This window comes from Streptomyces sp. NPDC001135 (assembly GCF_053598395.1).
The window spans coordinates 282411-299525 of record NZ_JBSFKD010000002.1 but is presented as its reverse complement, the minus strand read 5'-3'; the positions used below and the strand labels follow the sequence as shown (position 1 = coordinate 299525).

Sequence of the window (17115 nt, the reverse complement as noted above, 5' to 3'; positions counted from 1 at the left end):
GACATGACCAACACCGCCGACGCCCTGTGGGCGACCTCGCTGCGCCGCTGGAACGCGGTGTGCTGGGTCCTGTTCGCCGCGATGGCGGTCGGGATCACGGCCCTGAGCCACGGCGCCGACCGGTACGCGGCCCTCGCCCTCCTGGGCAGCGTGGCCGTGTGCTTCGCCGTACTGGTCCGCTTCCCCGCCCATCCCGTCGTACGGCCGCACGGCTACCTGGCGGTGCTGGTGATCGCCCTCGCCGGTCTGGCCTATCTGCGGACCAGTTACGCGGCCCTGTTCATGGTCACGCTGCCGCACTACTGGATGTTCGGCCGCACCCCGAGGGTCTCCCTCACCTTCCTGGGGCTGGCCACCGCCGGCACGCTCCTCGGGGGCTGGGTGCGGCAGGGCTGGTCCGGCAAGTTCTTCGGCGAGACGGTCGTGGGCACACTGATCGTGGTCGCGGTCGGCGTCCTGATCGGGCTGTGGGCCCGCGCGGTGGTCGAGCAGAGCAGTGAACGCGCGCGGCTGATCGGGGAGTTGGAGCGCACCCAGGCGGAGCTGGCCGAGGCGCACCTGCGGCAGGGCGCGGCGGAGGAGCGCGAGCGGATGGCGCGGGAGATCCACGACACGCTCGCGCAGGGCTTCGCCTCGATCGTCGTGCTGGCCGAGGCGGCCCGCGCCGGGCTCGCCACCGACCCCGGACGCACCGCCCGGCAGCTGGTGTCGATCGAGACGACCGCCCGGGAGAACCTGGCGGAGGCCAGGGAACTGGTCGGCTCGGGCCGGCCGCCGGGCGACGCGCACGCCGGCTCGGTGGCGCAGACGCTGCGGCGGATCGTGGACCGGTTCGCCGAGGACACCGGGCTGAGTGTGACCGCCGAACTGGCCGACCTGGACTGCGACCAGCAGACCCGGGTCGCGCTGCTGCGCTGCACCCAGGAGTCCCTGGCCAACGTGCGCAGGCACGCCCGCGCCTCGACGGTCGGGGTGGTACTGGCCCGGCGTCCCCACGGCGTGGAACTGGAGATCACGGACGACGGCACCGGGTTCGTGGTCGAGGCCTCCCCCGGCTTCGGCCTCGACGGAATGCGCAAACGGCTCGCCGAACTGGGCGGACGGCTCACGGTGACCAGCTCGGTCGGGGACGGGACCAGGATCCTCGCGGTGATCCCGGTGGAGGGAGCGGCATGAGCGAGGACAGGCTCCGGATCGTCGTGGTGGACGATCACACCGTGATGCGGGCCGGGGTGATCGCCCTGCTGGACGGGGAGGCGGACATCGAGGTCGTCGGCGAGGCGGGCGACGGCCGCGCCGCCCTCGGCCTGGTCGCCCGCCACGATCCGGACGTGGCCCTGGTCGACCTGCGCATGCCGGTGCTGGACGGTGTCGCGACGACCACCGAGATCGTGACCCGTCACCCGCGCACCCGGGTGCTGATCCTCACCACCTACGACACCGACGCCGACATCGAGCGCGGGGTCGAGGCCGGCGCCATCGGCTACCTGCTCAAGGACACCACCCGCGAGCAGCTGGTCGACGCGATCCGCTCGGCCGCGCGCGGTGAGACCGTGCTCGCGCCCCGGGTGGCGGAGAAGCTGGTCGCACGGATGCGGCGCCCCGTCCACGATCCGCTCACCGCCCGCGAGACGGATGTGCTGACCGCGGTGGCCGACGGGCTGACCAACGCCGAGATCGGCCGCCGCCTCGTCATCTCCGAGGCCACCGTCAAGACACATCTGCTGCGCCTGTTCGCCAAGCTGGACGTCAACGACCGGACGCGGGCGGTGGTCGTCGCGATGGAGCGGGGGTTGCTGCGCGGGCCGTGACGTCACGGCGGCGGGAGCCGCCGGCGCGGGAACGGGCCCGGCGCCGGCCGCCGGGCCCGGCGTACGGCCTACAGGTTGCTGAAGTCGGGGCCCTTGGTGCGGGTGCGCTTGATCTCGTAGAAGCCCGGCACCGAGGCCACCGCGAGCGTGCCGTCCCACAGGCGGGCCGCCTCCTCGCCCTTGGGGGCCGGGGTGACGACCGGGCCGAAGAAGGCGATCTGCTCGCCGTCGGGGCCCGGGACCGCGATGACCGGGGTGCCGACGTCCTGGCCGACCTTCTCGATGCCCTCCTTGTGGGAGGCGCGCAGCTCGGTGTCGTAGGTGTCCTTGTCGATGAACTCGATCAGGTCGGCGGGCAGGCCGGCGTCGGCGAGGGCGGCGGCGATGCTGTCGCGGTTCACGCCGAGGCCCTCGTTGTGGAAACGGGTGCCGAACGCGGTGTAGAGCCTGCCGACCGCCGCGTCGCCGTGCAGCTGCTGGGCCGCGATCGCCACGCGGACCGGCCCCCAGGTCCTGCCGCCGGGCCGCATGTTCTCGGCGTACTCCTCCGGCAGCTCGTCCAGCCTGTTCTCGTTGAGCACCGCCAGGCTCATCACGTGCCAGCGCACCTCGATGTCGCGGACCTTCTCCACTTCCAGGACCCAGCGGGAGGTCATCCAGGCCCAGGGGCACACCGGGTCGAACCAGAAGTCGACGGGGGTCTTGTCCGACATGTCTCTCCTCAAGGGGAACTCTTTTCCCGGAGAACGCCTTTGGCCGTCCGGCCATTCCCTGCTGCCCCCTGTCAGGGGCACATGGCAGGATCGGTCCTGTTCAGCATTCGAGACGCCCTGAGGGAGAATCGCCCGTGCCCGGTGAGAATCTGTCCCGCGACGAGGCCCGGGAGCGGGCCGCTCTGCTGTCCGTCGACGGGTACGACGTGTCCCTGGACCTCAGGTCCGCCGTCGGCGACGGGGGCGGGGAGCCGCGTACGTTCCGCTCGGTGACCACGGTCCGCTTCCGCTGCAACGAGCCGGGCGCGGCGAGCTTCGCCGATCTGATCGCACCGAGCGTGACCGCCGTCTCCCTCAACGGCCGGGACCTGGACCCGAGCGAGGTCTTCGACGGCTCCCGGATCACCCTGGAGGACCTGGCCGCCGAGAACGAGCTGGTGGTGGACGCGCAGTGCGCCTACTCCCGCACCGGCGAGGGACTGCACCGCTTCGTCGACCCCGAGGACGGCGAGGTCTACCTCTACACCCAGTACGAGCCCGCCGACGCCCGCCGGGTCTTCGCGAACTTCGAGCAGCCGGACCTGAAGGCGCCCTACCGTTTCGAGGTGCGGGCCCCGGAGGGCTGGACGGTGTGGAGCAACGGCGCGGGCGAACGGGCCGACGGGGTCTGGCGGTTCGCGGAGACCAAGCCGATCTCGACGTACATCACGTGTGTGGTGGCGGGGCCGTACCACTATGTGACGGATTCCTACGAGCGGGTGTTCGAGGACGGCACCAAGCTGGAGATCCCGCTCGGCGCGATGTGCCGCAAGGGGCTCGCCCCGCACTTCGACGCCGACGACGTCTTCCTGGTCACCAAGCAGGGCCTGGACTTCTTCCACGACCACTTCGACTACCCGTACCCGTTCGGGAAGTACGACCAGGCGTTCGTGCCCGAGTACAACCTGGGGGCGATGGAGAACCCGGGTCTGGTGACCTTCCGCGAGGAGTACATCTTCCGCGGGAAGGTGACGCAGGCGTCGTACGAGGCGCGGGCCAACGTCGTCCTGCACGAGATGGCGCACATGTGGTTCGGCGACCTGGTCACCATGGAGTGGTGGGACGACCTGTGGCTGAAGGAGTCCTTCGCGGACTTCATGGGCACCTTCGCGAACGTCGGCGCGACCCGCTTCAAGGACGCGTGGATCACCTTCGCCAACCGCCGCAAGGCCTGGGCGTACCGCGCGGACCAGCTGCCGTCCACGCACCCGGTCACGGCGGACATCCGTGACCTGGAGGACGCCAAGCTGAACTTCGACGGCATCACCTACGCCAAGGGCGCCTCGGTGCTCAAGCAGCTGGTGGCCTACGTCGGCCAGGACGCGTTCCTGGAGGGCGCCCGCCGCTACTTCAAGCGCCACGCGTACGGCAACACGCGCCTGGGCGATCTGCTGTCGGTGCTGGGCGAGACCAGCGGCCGGGACATGAGCGCGTGGGCCCGCTCCTGGCTGCAGACGGCCGGGGTCAACGCGCTGACGCCGCAGGTGCTGCTGGACGCGCGGGGCCGGGTGGCCGAGGTGGCGGTGGTGCAGGAGGCGCCGGAATCGCATCCCGAGGAGCGTCCGCACCGCATCGCGGTGGGCCTGTACCGGCGTACGCCCGAGGGCGCGCTGGAGCGGTACGCGCGCGTGGAGACGGATGTGGAGGGCCCGCGCACGGTCGTCGCGGACCTGGCGGGTGCCGAGGCCCCGGACCTGGTCCTGGTCAACGACGACGACCTGACGTACTGCAAGATCCGCTTCGACACCACCTCGCTGGCCACGCTCAGGGAGCACCTGGGGGCGCTGACCGACCCGCTGGCCCGTGCCCTGTGCTGGTCGGCGCTGTGGAACCTGACCCGGGACGCGCTGCTGCCGGCACGGGACTTCGTGGACCTGGTGCTGCGGTTCGCGGGCCGCGAGTCGGACATCGGGGTGCTGCAGATGCTGCACGCGTGGGCGAACTCGGCGCTGGTGCACTACGTGGCACCGGAGTGGCGGCAGACCGGCGGGGAACTGCTGGCCGAGGGCGCGCTGCGGGAGCTGCGGGCGGCCGGGGCGGGCAGCGAGCACCAGTTGGCCTGGGCCCGGTTCTTCGCGTCCGTGGCCTGTGCCGAGCCGGACCTGAAGCTGCTGCGGGAGCTGCTGGACGGCACGTCGGCGATCGAGGGCCTGACGGTGGACCAGGAGCTGCGCTGGGCCTTCCTGGAGCCGCTGGCCGCGCACGGGGCGGCGGACGAGGCGGTGCTGGCGGCGGAACTGGCCCGCGACGACACGGCGTCCGGCAAGCGTCACCAGGTGCGCTGCCTGGCGGCCCGTCCGTCGGCCGCGGTCAAGGCGCAGGCGTGGGCACAGGTGGTGGAGTCCGACGCCCTGTCCAACGCCCTGGTGGAGGCGACGATCGCGGGCTTCGGCCAGCCCTCGCAGCGGGAGCTGACCGCGCCGTACGCACAGAAGTACTTCGCGGCGATCGAGCGGCTGTGGCGGGAGCGGTCCATCCAGATCGGCATGGACGTCGTACGCGGCCTGTTCCCGGCCCTCCAGGACCGCCCGGAGACCCTTCGGGCGACGGACGCGTGGCTGGACGCGCACCGGGACGCGGCGCCGGCACTGCGCCGGCTGGTGCTGGAGGCACGGGACGACCTGGCGCGGGCGCTGCGCGCACAGGAGTGCGATGCGACGGCCGTCGGCCCCTGAGCCTTGGCCTGAGCTTTCCCGGCCGGTGACCGTTACGAAATTCGGGCAAGAGTAGCCGTAACCCCTGGTCCGCACCCGATCGGACCAGGGGTTTTGCTTCCCTACTCGGCATCCGAACACCTGACCTTTAGTCCCAGCTTGTCCGCATTTCTCGACGGGCGTGTAACAGCGGTTACAGCGGGGACCGGGCGCGGGAACTTCGACGCCATGACGCACAACACCCCGCTCTCCCCCCGCCCCCTCCGCCACCTCTCCGACGTCCACCGCCGCGTCCTGACGGCGGCTCAGCTCCGCGCCCACGGCGTGACGACGGCCGAGCTGACCGAGCAGTGCCGCCCCGGCGGCCCCTGGCAGCTGCTGCTGCCGAACGTGGTCCTGCTGCACCCCGGACCACCGACGAGCGAGGAGTGGCTGCACGGGGCCCTGATGTACGCGGCCCGCGAGTCCACGCCCGGCGTCCCGGCCCAGCCGACGGCGCAGGAACCGCACCGCCCGGTCTACGCGGAGGCGATGCTCACGGGCCTGGCCGCCCTGACCCTCCACGGCTTCTCGGCCACCCCGCCGCTGCAATCCCTGGACCACGTCGACGTCCTCGTCCCGCGGCTGCGCCGGCTGCGCTCCACGGGCTTCGTCCGCGTCCTGCGCACCCCCTCCCTGCCCAGGCCCAGGCTGGTCACGGGCCTGCCGGTGGCACCGGTGCCGCGGGCCCTGGCGGACGCGGTGGCGGAGCTGACGGACGCGGAGGCGGTACGCCGGCTGCTGACCGAGGCGGTGCGCGGCGGGCACTGCGAACCCGCTGCGGTGGTACGGGAGTTGACCCACGCCAAGCTGCTGAACCGCCCGCACGTGGTGAACGCGGTGGACGCGCTCGTGGCGGAGGGCCGCTCGATCGCCGAGGACCGGCTGTACCGGATGGTCGCCGAGTACGGGCTGCCCGACCCGGTCTGGAACGTCGACCTGCGGCTGCCCGGCGGCCCTCACCTCGGCGGCCTGGACGCGTACTGGCCCGACCAGGCGGTGGCGGTGGAACTGGACACGCGCGCGACCCGGCAAGGCCCTCGGCAGGACGAGGACGCCCTGTGGTCGGAGTACGCCCGCAAGCGCGAACACCTGGAACGCCTGGGGATCACGGTCGTGTACATCACCCCGAAGAAGCTGCGGGAGGGGATGGAACAGCAGGCGGCGGTGATCCGTACGGCCCTGATGGCGTCGGCCGACCGCGACCCGGCCGCCTATGTCGTGGTGCTTCCCCGGTAGTGACGGCCGGAGAGGACACCAGGAGGGGAGAGGAGGGGCCACCGCATCCGGTGGCCCCTCCTCGTGCGTGCCGCCACCCGTCAACTTCTGGTGCGCCACCCGGGTGAGGGTTCACCCGGGCGGACGAGCACGGCGGGCGGGGCCGGGCGGCCCCGCGATAGGAGGGGAGTCATGAGACAGTCCCGAACAGCGGCGGGTGCCTGCTCCCTCCTCCTGGCGGCTGCCTGCGCCTTCGCCGACCCCGCGACGGCGCAAGTGGCCCCCGCGGCCACCGGCTATGTGGCCCTCGGAGACTCCTACTCGGCCGGCGTCGGAGCCGGCGACTACCTGTCCTCCGGCAAGGAGTGCAAGCGCAGCGCCCGGGCGTACCCGGTCCTGTGGGCCGAGGCCCACGCACCGTCGTCGTTCGCCTTCGCCGCCTGCAACGGCGCCCGCACGACCGACGTCCTGGCCGACCAGCTCGGGCACCTCAGCGCGCGCACGGGCCTGGTCACCCTCACCGTCGGCGGCAGTGACTCGGGCTTCGCCGCGGTGATGGCGACCTGCGCGCTGGGCGGCGACAGCCGGTGCCTGTCCGCCGTCTCCCGTGCCCGCGCCTCGATGGACGGGACGCTCGCCCGCAACCTCGACCGCCTCTACACGGCGATCAGGGACCGGGCGCCCGCCGCCCACGTCGTGGTGCTGGGATATCCGCACCTGTACCACCTGAGGGGCACCTGCCGGCTGGGCCTCGCGGACAAGGACCGCGCCGCCGTCAACAGCGCCGTGGACCACCTCGACGGGGTGATCGCCAAGGCCGCCGTCGACCACGGCTTCACCTTCGCCGACGTCACCGCCGCCTTCGCCGGCCACGAGATCTGCTCGGCCAGCCCCTGGCTGCACGGTGTCGACGTGCCGGCGATCACCGAGTCGTACCACCCCACGGCACCGGGACAGTCCCTCGGCTACCTCGCGGTCCTCACCGGGGTGTCCTGACCGCGGGGTGTCCGGACGGGGGTGTCCTGACCGCTACAGCGGCTCGGGCAGCGTCGGCAGCCGCGTGGCGCTGCTCAGGTGGACGCCGTCCAGCAGCGCGGCGTACGCCGCGATCATGCGGGTACGGCTGAAGCGCTCGCGGCTCGCCGCCAGTGCCGGGGCGAGACCGGCGCGGCCGGCGACCGCCGCGCTCCAGGCCAGGGCGACGGCCTCCGGGTCCTGCGGGGTCACGAAACCGTGGCCCCGGACGATGTCCGCGCTGTCCCCCACGTCCGTCGTCACGGGCACGGCGCCGCACATCATGCCCTCGATCAGGCACAGCGGCGCCGCCTCCCCCGAGGCGGAGGTCAGCGCGACGACGTCGGCGCCGGCGTAGACGGTCTCCATGTCGCGGCGCACACCGAGAAGGCGGATCCGCTCCGCGAGCTGCCGGTCCGCGCCGAAGGCGGCCTCGATGTCGGACCACAGGGCGGGGTTGGTGTCGTTCATGCCCGCACCGCACATCAGGACGTGGCCCTCGGGCTCGCGGGCGAGCCAGGCGCGGGCGGCGCGCAGGAGGAGCGGGATGTTCTTCATCGGGGCGTAGCGGGCCGCGAAGACGACCACCGGTGCGGCGGCCGGGACGCCCAGGGACGCGCGGAACGCCAGCCGGGCCGCCGGGTCCGGACGGAAGCGGAGCAGGTCGACGCCGTTGGGGATGACGTGCAGCAGCCGGCCCGGGATGCCGGCGGCCTCGTAGGCGGCCCGCGTGGACTCGGCGCAGCACACGCACGCGGCCACGGTGCCGTCGGCGATGGCGGCCTTCAGCTCGTCCAGTGCCGGACCCTGGTTCTCCGGGTCCGAGCGGTGCAGGCAGACCACGACCGGGCGGCGCGGCAGGCCGGCCTGGTTCAGCAGGGCCAGCGGCTGCTCCTTCAGGGAGAGGATCACATCGGCCCCGGCCATCGACCGGGCCGTTTCGGCCATCTCGGGCCCGCTGAAAACGTTCGCCGCGAGAGCCCCGTCCACCAGGCCCGCGCTGCGGCCGAGCGAGGTGACGCCGATGCCGTCGGCGGTCAGCGCCCGGTAGCAGGCGTCGTCCTCCATGCGCTGCCGGGTGGCCTCGCGCCGGACCTCGCCGTGGATGCTGAGGACCTGGTGGGACTGGCCGCCCTCGGCCAGTCCCCGTATGACGTCGCTGTGCACGATCCGGGCTCCTCCGGAGAAGAAACCCTCGTAGACCGACAGCACCCGGAGTCCGTGCCTCTGACGCACGCGACCACCCGCCTTGCATAAATGATCGAGAAGATCGAGCCATCCCCGTCCAAAGCGGGTTAGCCGATATGAGGCGGTACGGACGTTACATACGGGTTAACACGGAATGTCGCGCGCGAAACGGTGGCTACCAGAATTCCTCTCCGCGGGAGTGGATCACTTTCAGCCCTTCTTCAGCACCAGCTCCGTGTTCCGGTCGGCCGCGCCGCCCGCGAGGGCCTTGCTGGCGCCGGGCGCGTTGTAGGCCAGCTCCCGGTAGAGGGCGGCGAGGCCGGTCTGGGAGAGGTCGGTGTAGTCGGTGCGGTGCGGGGCGGCGGACTCGATCAGGGTGGTGAACACGGAGATCGTGCCGTCCTTGTTGTCGGCCAGTTCGATGATGCGGGCCAGGTGGGGGAAGTCGATGTGCGAGGCGGTGGAGATCTCCCAGAAGGACCGGCCGCCGGAGGTCGGGTGCGGGGTGATGACGTTCCTGTGGACGTGGCCGTTCACCCAGGCCAGGACGTTGGCGTGGGCGGAGAGGACGGAGAGCACCTCGGCACCGGTGTGGCGCCCCTCACCGGGGCGGGCAGGGTCCGGGCGGGTGTTGTTCATGCTCGTGCTGGTGTGGTGGCTGAAGACGACCGCGTACGCGTCCTTGTTGTCCCTGAGCGTCCGGTCGAGCCACCTGAGCTGGGCGGTGCCGATCGAGCCGTTGTAGTGGCCGCCGGGGTCGGTCGTGTCGAGGCTGATGCCGATGACGTCCTCGGAGACGCGGAAGGCGTAGTACTGGGTGCCCGCGTCGACGTTCGCCGAGGAGTAGCCGTGGCCGACCGGGCCGTGGCCCTGGTGGGCGGGGTCCAGGTGGGCCTTGAGGTAGTCGGCCGGGGTGTACGGGGCGCGCCTGTCGTCCGGGGTGACCGAGCGCATGGACCGGGCGTGGGCCTTGAGGAAGTCGCGGTAGCCGGTGCCCTTGGGGTCCTTGGCGTTGTTGATGGCGTCCAGGAGCTTTCTGGCGTCGGCGGCGGGGACGCTCATCAGCTTCTTGCCGCCGATGGCCGCCTCGGCGAGGTAGGGGTCGCCGTGGGAGCCGTACGCGCCGAGCGGGAGGGCGTCGTGGTTGCCGACCGTGGAGTACCAGGGCAGGTCGAGGCCGGGGCTGCGCACCTCGCGGACCGCGGCGGCCAGGAAGCCCTGCAGGTGCGGGAAGCCGAGGGCCTTGTCGCCGTCGCGGGTGGCGGAGTCGGGCTGCCAGTACAGCTTCAGACCGCTGTTCTGCACACCCTCGTAGTGCCTGGGGTCCCCGGTGTCGGGGGTGATGCGGCCACCGCTCATCACCTTCATGAACCACTCCAGTTCGGAGTGGGTGTTGTTGTCGGTGTTGTCGCCGGTGGTCATGACGAACTGGAGCGGGGCACCGGTGACGGGGGCGGCCCGCAGCGCGTTCACCCGCTCGACGAGCGAGACGGCGCCGGGCACGGTGAGCGCCTCGTGCGGGCGCCAGGAGTGCGGGTCGGCCGAGCGCAGGAACTCCCAGCGCAGGGGATGCTGGACGTCCATCAGATGCAGGTCGGTGAACTGGACGAACGCGGCGAGGGTCGAACGGCGGTCCGCGCGGCCGGACTTGGGGGCGGCCAGCTCGCTGCGCACCACCCGCTTCCAGCCGGGGCCGTCGGCCAGGCGCCGGTAGCCGGAGCTGTTGCGGGGGGTGGCGACGGAGGCGAGGGTGGTGCCCTTGGTGTAGGGGGCGAGCGAGGCCGCGGCGGAAACCCTCCGGGAGGCCGCCACGGGAGCCCCGGTCGAGGAGGCGGCGGCCTGGCTGTCGGTGGGGCGCAGGGCGTAGCCGACGCCCCCGGAGAGCGAGACCGCTCCGGCGGCGGCGAGGACGGTACGGCGGTTGACCCCCAGAGCGGAGGTGGCGACAGAGCGTGTGCGCGACATGGCGCGATCTCCCCGGGTGCGAACGCGTCGGCAGTGGTCGCGGGCCGTCGCCTGCGCGAACGCCCCGCTCACTCTGGATGCTTGGCACCCGGGATGACCTGCGCGTGAACGCGGCGGCAACGCGCAGCGCCGATCACCGTACGTGGATCACGGGGTACGGAACGCGGTCACGGAGTGGATTGCGCGTGGCCGAGGGGCGGCTACTCCTCGTTCATCTCTTGGGGTAGGAGACCGGCCCCGGTGGCGAGATGACCGTCCGCGGGGCGCTCCCGCCACAGCCGCAACGCGATGTCGACCAGGCGCACCCGGTTCAGGGCCGGGACGGCCGAGAGGTCCTGCCATGCGGCGAAATCGGTGGACCCGCCGATCTCGTACCGGAGTTCGCCGCCGGTGACCTCTCCTTCGTAGAGGAGACGCAGGGCGTGGTGGGCGGTGGTGCGCCGCAGCCCCCGGCGGCGGAAGAGATGGCGCCTCGAGTCCACGCCGAGCAGACCGGTCACCTCGATGCGGTAGCCGGTCTCCTCGGTGACCTCGCGGCGGACGGTGTCGTACGGATCCTCGCCGTGCTCCATGCCACCACCGGGCAGGACCCACTCGGGGGTTCCGTCGGGGGATGGTGAACGAGCGAGCAGGATCTGACCGTCCCGGACGCATACGGCGTAGGCCGCCACCCTCAAGTTCCGTCGCATTCCGGGACGTTAGCCCGACACGTCCGGATTGGCCGGTGAATATTCGGGCGCGGACCAGCGCAGGGGCAGGGCGGCCGGGGTCCACAGGGCCCCCGCGAGCCGGAAGTGGACGCTGCGGTCGCCTCCGGCGGTGAAGGCGGTGTGGGCCTCGCCGGTGACCTGGAGGGTGGTGCCGGTGGTCCAGTCGAGGAAGAGGAGGCCGGCGCGGGAGTCGGTGCGCAGGTTGCCGAGGGTGAGGAACATGGCGTTGCCGGGGTAGTCCGGCCAGGTCAGTTCGCGGGAGGACGTGACCTGGACGAAGCCGGGGTTGCCGCCGCGGTGGCTGACGTCGGCTCCGCCGGGGTGCACGGTGGCCAGGAAGAAGGTGTCGGCCGCTGTGATGAACGACGCCTCTTCGGGGCCGAGCCGGGTGAGCCGGCGCGGGCTGCCCGGCGGGCGGTCGGGGAGTGTCTCGTACGAGGTCCTGCGCTGGATGTACTTGGGGCAGTTGGAGAAGACCTGGTCCGCCTCGACCGCGAAGCCTCCTGGTGTCGGCCCCAGCCGGCCGTTCAGACGCATGCGGCGGCGGGTCCGGGGATCCAGTGCGAGGGTGCCGACGGGGGTGCCGGGGGTTTTCAACGCGGTCGCGAGGGGGGCGTCCGGGTCGTTCTGCGCGACGACCGACATCCGCCTCGGGCCCGTGGCGCGGACGAAACCCGGGCGGCCCGTGAGCGCGGAGGCCCACACCTGCCCCGCCTCCGGGGCCACCGCTCCCACCACCAGCAACGGCTGCAGCTCCAGGAAGGCCGCCGCGATCGGCTTGATGTCCTGGCCGAGGGAGCGGCCCACGTGGTCGGCGCGGTCGCGTACGCCCATCAGTTCCTGCACGGCGAGCGAGCCCGCGTGATAGGCGCCCATGATTAGAAGAAACCGCAGGTCGGAGCGGAGGCATGGGGGGCCGGGGCACCGTCGGGGCCGAGCGGGGCGGAGATCTCCAGGCGGATGCCGTCCGGGTCGTGGAAGAAGATCCCGCCCGACGTCGCGCCCTCGCGGTGGGCGACCACGCCGTCGTGGGCGAAGTCCACTCCGGCGGCCCGCAGCGCGGTCTCGTACTCCTGGACGCGGTCGATCGAGTCGACCGTGAAGGCGAGGTGGTGCAGTCCGGGGCGACCACTGTCGTACGACCCCTGCGCCTGCTGCCAGAGGGTGACGAGCGGGGCGCCGCCGCTCTCGCCCAGCATCGCCCAGCGCCGGCCGTCCTCCTTGCCCTCGGCGAGCACGGCGAAGCCGAGGAGGTCGCGGTACAGGGCGAGCGAGCGGTCCAGGTCGGTGACGTTCAGACCTGCGTGCGCGATGCGCGGAGCCATGGCGTTTCCCTTCGAGCCGTATATAACCTTCGTTATTCACGTTAGAGGGTTAGAGACCGGAAGGTCAACCGCTCACATACAATTGAGCGGTTAGAAGAGAAGGAGTGCCCGATGACCGCCCCTCGCGACCCCCGCCCCCTGACCGGCGAGCCCCTCGCGCTCGATCTGCTCAACACCCGGTGGAACCGGGAAGGCGTCACCCAGGACCTGCTCGCCGACACCGAGGGGCTGGCGGTGTGGCTCGCGAGCAACCGGCTGGCCGGGGACCATCCGGCCGGCGCGGAGGTCCTGCGGCATCTGCGCGAGGCCCGCGAGGCGATCAGGGTCGCGGTGCACGGGTCGCCGCGGGAGGCGGCACCGCTCGTGGACGCCGTGCTGGCGCACGGGCGGATCCGGGCCCGGCTGACCCCCGACGGCCCCGCCGAGGAACCCGAGTTCGCCGATCCGTCGTGGGGGCCGGCCTGGCTCGCGGCCCGGAACTACCTGGAGCTGATCACCCGGGCCCCGGAGCGCATCCGGACCTGCGCCGGCGGCAGCTGCATCCTGCACTTCCTCGACACGTCCCGGAACGGCACCCGCCGCTGGTGCTCGATGGCCGCGTGCGGCAACCGCGCGAAGGCGTCCCGGCATTACGCGCGCTCGAAGGAGAACTGACCGCGCACCGGCCGCACGAGGCCGGCACCGACAGCGAGGCCGGCACCGGCAGCGGCATCGGGGGTTTTCCCCATACATCGATATCGATTCGGTCAACGGTCCCCAAAGAACTGCCCCTTGGGTAAAGCTGAGCGCTCTCGTCCGCTCAATTCCTTTACCTGAGGGATGCCGATGAACCGCACGCACGAGCGTGATCCCATACCCGGCCCGAGACGCCTGGCCCGCATAGCCGTGGCCGTGGGCGTGGTGGCCGCCCTGTCCGCGGCCGGGCCGATACCCCTGGCCCTCGCCGCGGACACGCCCCCCGCCCCGGCCGCCGGGTCAGGCGTCAAGTCCGCCCAGGGCAAGCTGGGTTCGGACGACGCAGGTCTGCTCGCCGAGGCCAAGGCCGACGGCGACAAGAACGTCACGATGATGATCGCGACGGCCCCCGGGCAGACCGAGCAGGTCGTCAAGGAGCTGGACGCGGTCAAGGGCGGCTCGGTGGGCCGTACCTACGACAAGGTCGGCTATGTCCGCGCCACCGTGCCGACGGCCGGGGCGGATTCGGCCATCGCCGCCGCCGCGAAACTCTCCTCGGTCCACGCCATCGACCTCAAGCAGGAGATACCGCTCGACGACCCGGCACCGAACGGCACGAAGTCCGGGACCGTCACGGCCACTTACCCCGGCCCCGGCAAGGACACCCCCGCCGCGAACCCGTACAACCCCTCCTTCGAGACCGGTGCCGTCGAGTTCGTCAAGGAGCACCCGAAGGCGGACGGCCGCGGCACCACCATCGGCATCCTCGACTCCGGCGTCGACCTCGGCCACCCGGCGCTGCAGAAGACCACCACCGGCGAGCGGAAGATCGTCGACTGGGTGACCTCGACCGACCCGATCGCCGACGGGGACCAGACCTGGCGTCCGATGGTCACCGAGGTCTCCGGGCCCGGCTTCTCCTACGGCGGCGCGACCTGGACGGCGCCCTCCGGCTCGTACCGGATCAGCACCTTCAAGGAGTCCGCCACCACGGGCGGCGACGAGAAGGGCGACCTGAACCGGGACGGCGACACCACCGACAGCTGGGGCGTGCTGTACGACCCGGCGGCCGGCACGGTCACCGTCGACCTGGACAACAACCACGACTTCACCGACGACACGCCGATGAAGCCGTACAAGGACGGCTACCAGGTCGGATACTTCGGCACCGACGACCCGAAGACCGACGTGGCCGAGCGGGTGCCGTTCGTCGTGCAGATCCGCAAGGACGTGCCGATGGACCCCTACGGCGGGACCTGGGTCGGCAAGAAGGCGGACTTCGTCAACATCGGTGTCATCGAGTCCGAGCACGGCACGCATGTCGCGGGCATCACCGCCGCCAACGGCCTGTTCGGCGGGAAGATGAACGGCGCGGCCCCCGGCGCGAAGCTCGTGTCGTCCCGCGCCTGCACCTGGACCGGCGGCTGCACCAACGTCGCCCTCACCGAGGGCATGATCGACCTGGTCGCGAACCGGGGCGTCGACATCGTCAACATGTCGATCGGCGGCCTGCCGGCCCTGAACGACGGCAACAACGCGCGCGCCGAGCTGTACACCCGGCTCATCGACACCTACGGCGTGCAGCTGGTGATCTCGGCCGGCAACTCCGGACCGGGCGCCAACACCATCGGCGACCCCGGCCTCGCGGACAAGGTGATCTCGGTCGGCGCCGCCGTCTCCCGGCGGACCTGGGCCGCGAACTACGGCTCGGCGGTGGAGAAGAAGTACCAGATGATGCCCTTCTCCTCGCGCGGCCCGCGGGAGGACGGCGGCTTCACCCCGACCCTGGTCGCGCCCGGTGCCGCGATCAACTCCACCCAGACCTGGCTGCCCGGCTCCCCGGTCGCCGAGGCGGGCTACTCGCTGCCGGCCGGCTACTCCATGCTCCAGGGCACCTCGATGGCCTCCCCGCAGGCGGCGGGAGCCTCCGCCCTGCTGCTGAGCGCCGCCAAGGAGAAGGGCGTCGCACTGCCGCCCGCCACCCTGCGCACGGCGCTGACCTCGACGGCGCACCACATCAAGGGGGTGCAGGCGTACGAGGAGGGCGCGGGTCTGATCGACGTCGTGGACGCCTGGGACGCCATCCGGCACGGCGCCGACGCACACGCGTACACGGTGAAGGCGCCGGTCGACACCGCACTCGACCAGAACCTGAAGACCCCCGGCTTCGGCACCGGCCTGTACGACCGCGAGGGCGGCCTGCAGGCGGGCGGGAAGAAGACGTACGACATCACCGTCACCCGCACCTCCGGTCCGGACAAGGCGGTCCGGCACGAGCTGCACTTCGCCAACAACGCCGGACACACCTTCCGGATCGTCGGTGACGACGCGGTGCGGCTGCCGCTGAACCAGCCGGTGACGGTGAAGGTCCAGGCGGCCCCGGGCTCCGCGGGCATCAAGAGCGCGATCCTCGATGTCGACGACCCGCGGACCGAGGGCGTCGACAAGCAGATCCTCACCACGGTGGTCGTCGCCACCCCGGTGCGGTACACCTACTCGGCGCAGGGCTCGGTGCAGCGCAACAGCACGCGGTCGTACTTCCTGACCGTGCCCGAGGGCGCGAAGTCACTGGAGGTCGCGATCGGCGGGCTGAAGGACAAGAGCCAGACCCGGTTCATCGCGATCCACCCGTACGGCACCCCGGTGGACAACACCGGCACCCCGTACTGCTACCCGAACTACCTGGACGGCAACGGCTGCAAGCCCGACGTGCGCTCCTACGCCGACCCGCAGCCCGGTGTCTGGGAGGTGGAGGTCGAGGCCCGGCGTACGTCCCCGCTGCTGGACAACCCGTACACACTGGACGTCTCCGTCCTCGGGGCGGCCTTCGACCCGGCGACGGTGACCGTGCCCGAGGCGAAGGCGGGCACTCCGGCCACCGCCTCCTGGAAGGTGACCAACACGTACGCGGCCCTGGACGGCAGGCTCGTCGGCGGCCCGCTCGGCTCCGCGAAGACGACCCGTCCGTCCCTCAAGCAGGGTGAGACGCAGACCACCACGGTGGACGTCCCGGCCGGCGCCAAGTCCCTGGACGTCGCGATCGGCAACGTCTCCGACGCGGCGGCCGACCTCGACCTGACCGTGTACGACGCGAGCGGCAAGCAGGTCGCCCAGTCCGCCGACGGCGACTCGGAGGAGGCGGTGTCCGTGCCGTCCCCGGCAGCCGGGACGTACACCGTCTCGGTCGTCGGCTACTCGGTCCCGTCGGGTGCCACCGACTACGACTACCGGGACGTGTTCTTCTCCCCCGCGCTCGGCACGGTCACGGTGGACGACTCGACGCCGGTCACGCTCGGCACGGGTGACTCTGCCACGGTCACCGGCCAGGTCACGGCCGCCGCCGAGGCACCGGCCGGCCGCGAGTTCTTCGGCCGGGTCCAGCTGGTGAACGCGCGCGGCACGGTCGCCGGCACCGGCAGCGTGAAGATCGGGAAGGTCACTCCGTAGCCCGGAGCGGCTCAGGGGGCGGGTGTCCGTGCGGGCACCCGCCCCCACCCGCGTCGCCCGCCCGCGGAGGCGTACGTCACACCGCCGTGTGGCCGTGCCCCGCACGGGCAGGGGCGCAACAGCACAGCTTGCGGCCCCGATGCCCGGACGAGGGAATTTATCCAGCTCAGCGGGGGTGCTGGGCGGACGTACGGAACCGTCCGCCCGGTGATCGTGTCCCACTCCTCGGGCACGCCTCGCAAAGAATTGGACAGGTGGACCGGGGTCGGCCGCATGATGGAAAAGCCCCGGTCATGCAAAGAGACACAAAGAGGGAG

General features: G+C 71.8%; 13 protein-coding genes. 7 read left to right on the top strand and 6 right to left on the bottom strand.

What is annotated here, in order from left to right; translation table 11 throughout:
• The first annotated feature begins 3 nt into the window (after positions 1-3).
• Positions 4-1176, top strand: a complete 1173-nt coding sequence (locus ACWC94_RS04385; RefSeq protein WP_450794862.1) for a sensor histidine kinase — start codon at positions 4-6, stop codon at positions 1174-1176.
• A complete protein-coding gene (locus tag ACWC94_RS04380) occupies positions 1173-1811 on the top strand; it encodes a response regulator (protein WP_450794861.1) in 639 nt (212 codons plus the stop codon). Before ACWC94_RS04385 ends, ACWC94_RS04380 begins: the two co-directional genes overlap by 4 nt.
• Before the next feature lie 68 nt (positions 1812-1879).
• On the opposite strand, the gene ACWC94_RS04375 is transcribed toward ACWC94_RS04380, so the two are convergent.
• Positions 1880-2524, bottom strand: a complete 645-nt coding sequence (locus ACWC94_RS04375; RefSeq protein ID WP_450794860.1) for a mycothiol-dependent nitroreductase Rv2466c family protein — start codon at positions 2522-2524, stop codon at positions 1880-1882.
• 134 nt (positions 2525-2658) lie between these two features.
• Here ACWC94_RS04375 and pepN point away from each other — a divergent pair, with 134 nt between their 5' ends.
• The 3 genes from pepN to ACWC94_RS04360 all read left to right on the top strand — a co-directional run bounded on the left by pepN (position 2659) and on the right by ACWC94_RS04360 (position 7470).
• Positions 2659-5238 (top strand): aminopeptidase N, encoded by a 2580-nt coding sequence (gene pepN / locus ACWC94_RS04370; RefSeq protein WP_450794859.1) that lies wholly within the window; start codon positions 2659-2661, stop codon positions 5236-5238.
• A gap of 207 nt (positions 5239-5445) precedes the next feature.
• Positions 5446-6495, top strand: a complete 1050-nt coding sequence (locus ACWC94_RS04365; protein ID WP_450794857.1) for a hypothetical protein — start codon at positions 5446-5448, stop codon at positions 6493-6495.
• Positions 6496-6666: 171 nt separating this feature from the next.
• Positions 6667-7470, top strand: coding sequence for an SGNH/GDSL hydrolase family protein (locus ACWC94_RS04360; protein WP_450794856.1), 804 nt, complete (start codon positions 6667-6669; stop codon positions 7468-7470).
• 33 nt (positions 7471-7503) lie between these two features.
• On the opposite strand, the gene ACWC94_RS04355 is transcribed toward ACWC94_RS04360, so the two are convergent.
• From ACWC94_RS04355 to ACWC94_RS04335, 5 genes are all read right to left on the bottom strand, one after another.
• On the bottom strand, positions 7504-8700 hold the full coding sequence (locus ACWC94_RS04355; protein WP_450795018.1) for a glycosyltransferase: 1197 nt from the start codon (positions 8698-8700) through the stop codon (positions 7504-7506).
• Between the two features lie 186 nt (positions 8701-8886).
• The gene (locus ACWC94_RS04350) at positions 8887-10641 is read right to left on the bottom strand and encodes a TIGR03767 family metallophosphoesterase (protein WP_450794855.1); all 1755 of its coding nucleotides are present in this window, start codon (positions 10639-10641) and stop codon (positions 8887-8889) included.
• A gap of 200 nt (positions 10642-10841) precedes the next feature.
• Positions 10842-11330: an NUDIX hydrolase gene (locus tag ACWC94_RS04345; protein ID WP_450794854.1), complete on the bottom strand. Its 489-nt coding sequence runs from the start codon at positions 11328-11330 to the stop codon at positions 10842-10844.
• Between the two features lie 9 nt (positions 11331-11339).
• Positions 11340-12227, bottom strand: a complete 888-nt coding sequence (locus tag ACWC94_RS04340) for a pyridoxamine 5'-phosphate oxidase family protein (protein ID WP_450794853.1) — start codon at positions 12225-12227, stop codon at positions 11340-11342.
• A gap of 2 nt (positions 12228-12229) precedes the next feature.
• The gene (locus ACWC94_RS04335) at positions 12230-12676 is read right to left on the bottom strand and encodes a VOC family protein (protein ID WP_450794852.1); all 447 of its coding nucleotides are present in this window, start codon (positions 12674-12676) and stop codon (positions 12230-12232) included.
• Between the two features lie 111 nt (positions 12677-12787).
• On the opposite strand from ACWC94_RS04335, the gene ACWC94_RS04330 reads away from it, so the two are divergent.
• On the top strand, positions 12788-13330 hold the full coding sequence (locus tag ACWC94_RS04330; RefSeq protein WP_450794851.1) for a CGNR zinc finger domain-containing protein: 543 nt from the start codon (positions 12788-12790) through the stop codon (positions 13328-13330).
• Between the two features lie 171 nt (positions 13331-13501).
• On the top strand, positions 13502-16798 hold the full coding sequence (locus tag ACWC94_RS04325; RefSeq protein WP_450794850.1) for a S8 family serine peptidase: 3297 nt from the start codon (positions 13502-13504) through the stop codon (positions 16796-16798).
• Positions 16799-17115 lie beyond the last annotated feature (317 nt).

What these genes read in the sequence shown, in the direction of transcription:
- ACWC94_RS04385 (WP_450794862.1), top strand. Translation starts at nt 4, where the DNA reads ATGACCAACACCGCCGACGCCCTGTGGGCGACCTCGCTGCGCCGCTGG.
- ACWC94_RS04380 (WP_450794861.1), top strand. Translation starts at nt 1,173, where the DNA reads ATGAGCGAGGACAGGCTCCGGATCGTCGTGGTGGACGATCACACCGTG.
- ACWC94_RS04375 (WP_450794860.1), bottom strand. Translation starts at nt 2,524, where the DNA reads ATGTCGGACAAGACCCCCGTCGACTTCTGGTTCGACCCGGTGTGCCCC.
- ACWC94_RS04365 (WP_450794857.1), top strand. Translation starts at nt 5,446, where the DNA reads ATGACGCACAACACCCCGCTCTCCCCCCGCCCCCTCCGCCACCTCTCC.
- ACWC94_RS04360 (WP_450794856.1), top strand. Translation starts at nt 6,667, where the DNA reads ATGAGACAGTCCCGAACAGCGGCGGGTGCCTGCTCCCTCCTCCTGGCG.
- ACWC94_RS04350 (WP_450794855.1), bottom strand. Translation starts at nt 10,641, where the DNA reads ATGTCGCGCACACGCTCTGTCGCCACCTCCGCTCTGGGGGTCAACCGC.
- ACWC94_RS04345 (WP_450794854.1), bottom strand. Translation starts at nt 11,330, where the DNA reads ATGCGACGGAACTTGAGGGTGGCGGCCTACGCCGTATGCGTCCGGGAC.
- ACWC94_RS04340 (WP_450794853.1), bottom strand. Translation starts at nt 12,227, where the DNA reads ATGGGCGCCTATCACGCGGGCTCGCTCGCCGTGCAGGAACTGATGGGC.
- ACWC94_RS04335 (WP_450794852.1), bottom strand. Translation starts at nt 12,676, where the DNA reads ATGGCTCCGCGCATCGCGCACGCAGGTCTGAACGTCACCGACCTGGAC.
- ACWC94_RS04330 (WP_450794851.1), top strand. Translation starts at nt 12,788, where the DNA reads ATGACCGCCCCTCGCGACCCCCGCCCCCTGACCGGCGAGCCCCTCGCG.
- ACWC94_RS04325 (WP_450794850.1), top strand. Translation starts at nt 13,502, where the DNA reads ATGAACCGCACGCACGAGCGTGATCCCATACCCGGCCCGAGACGCCTG.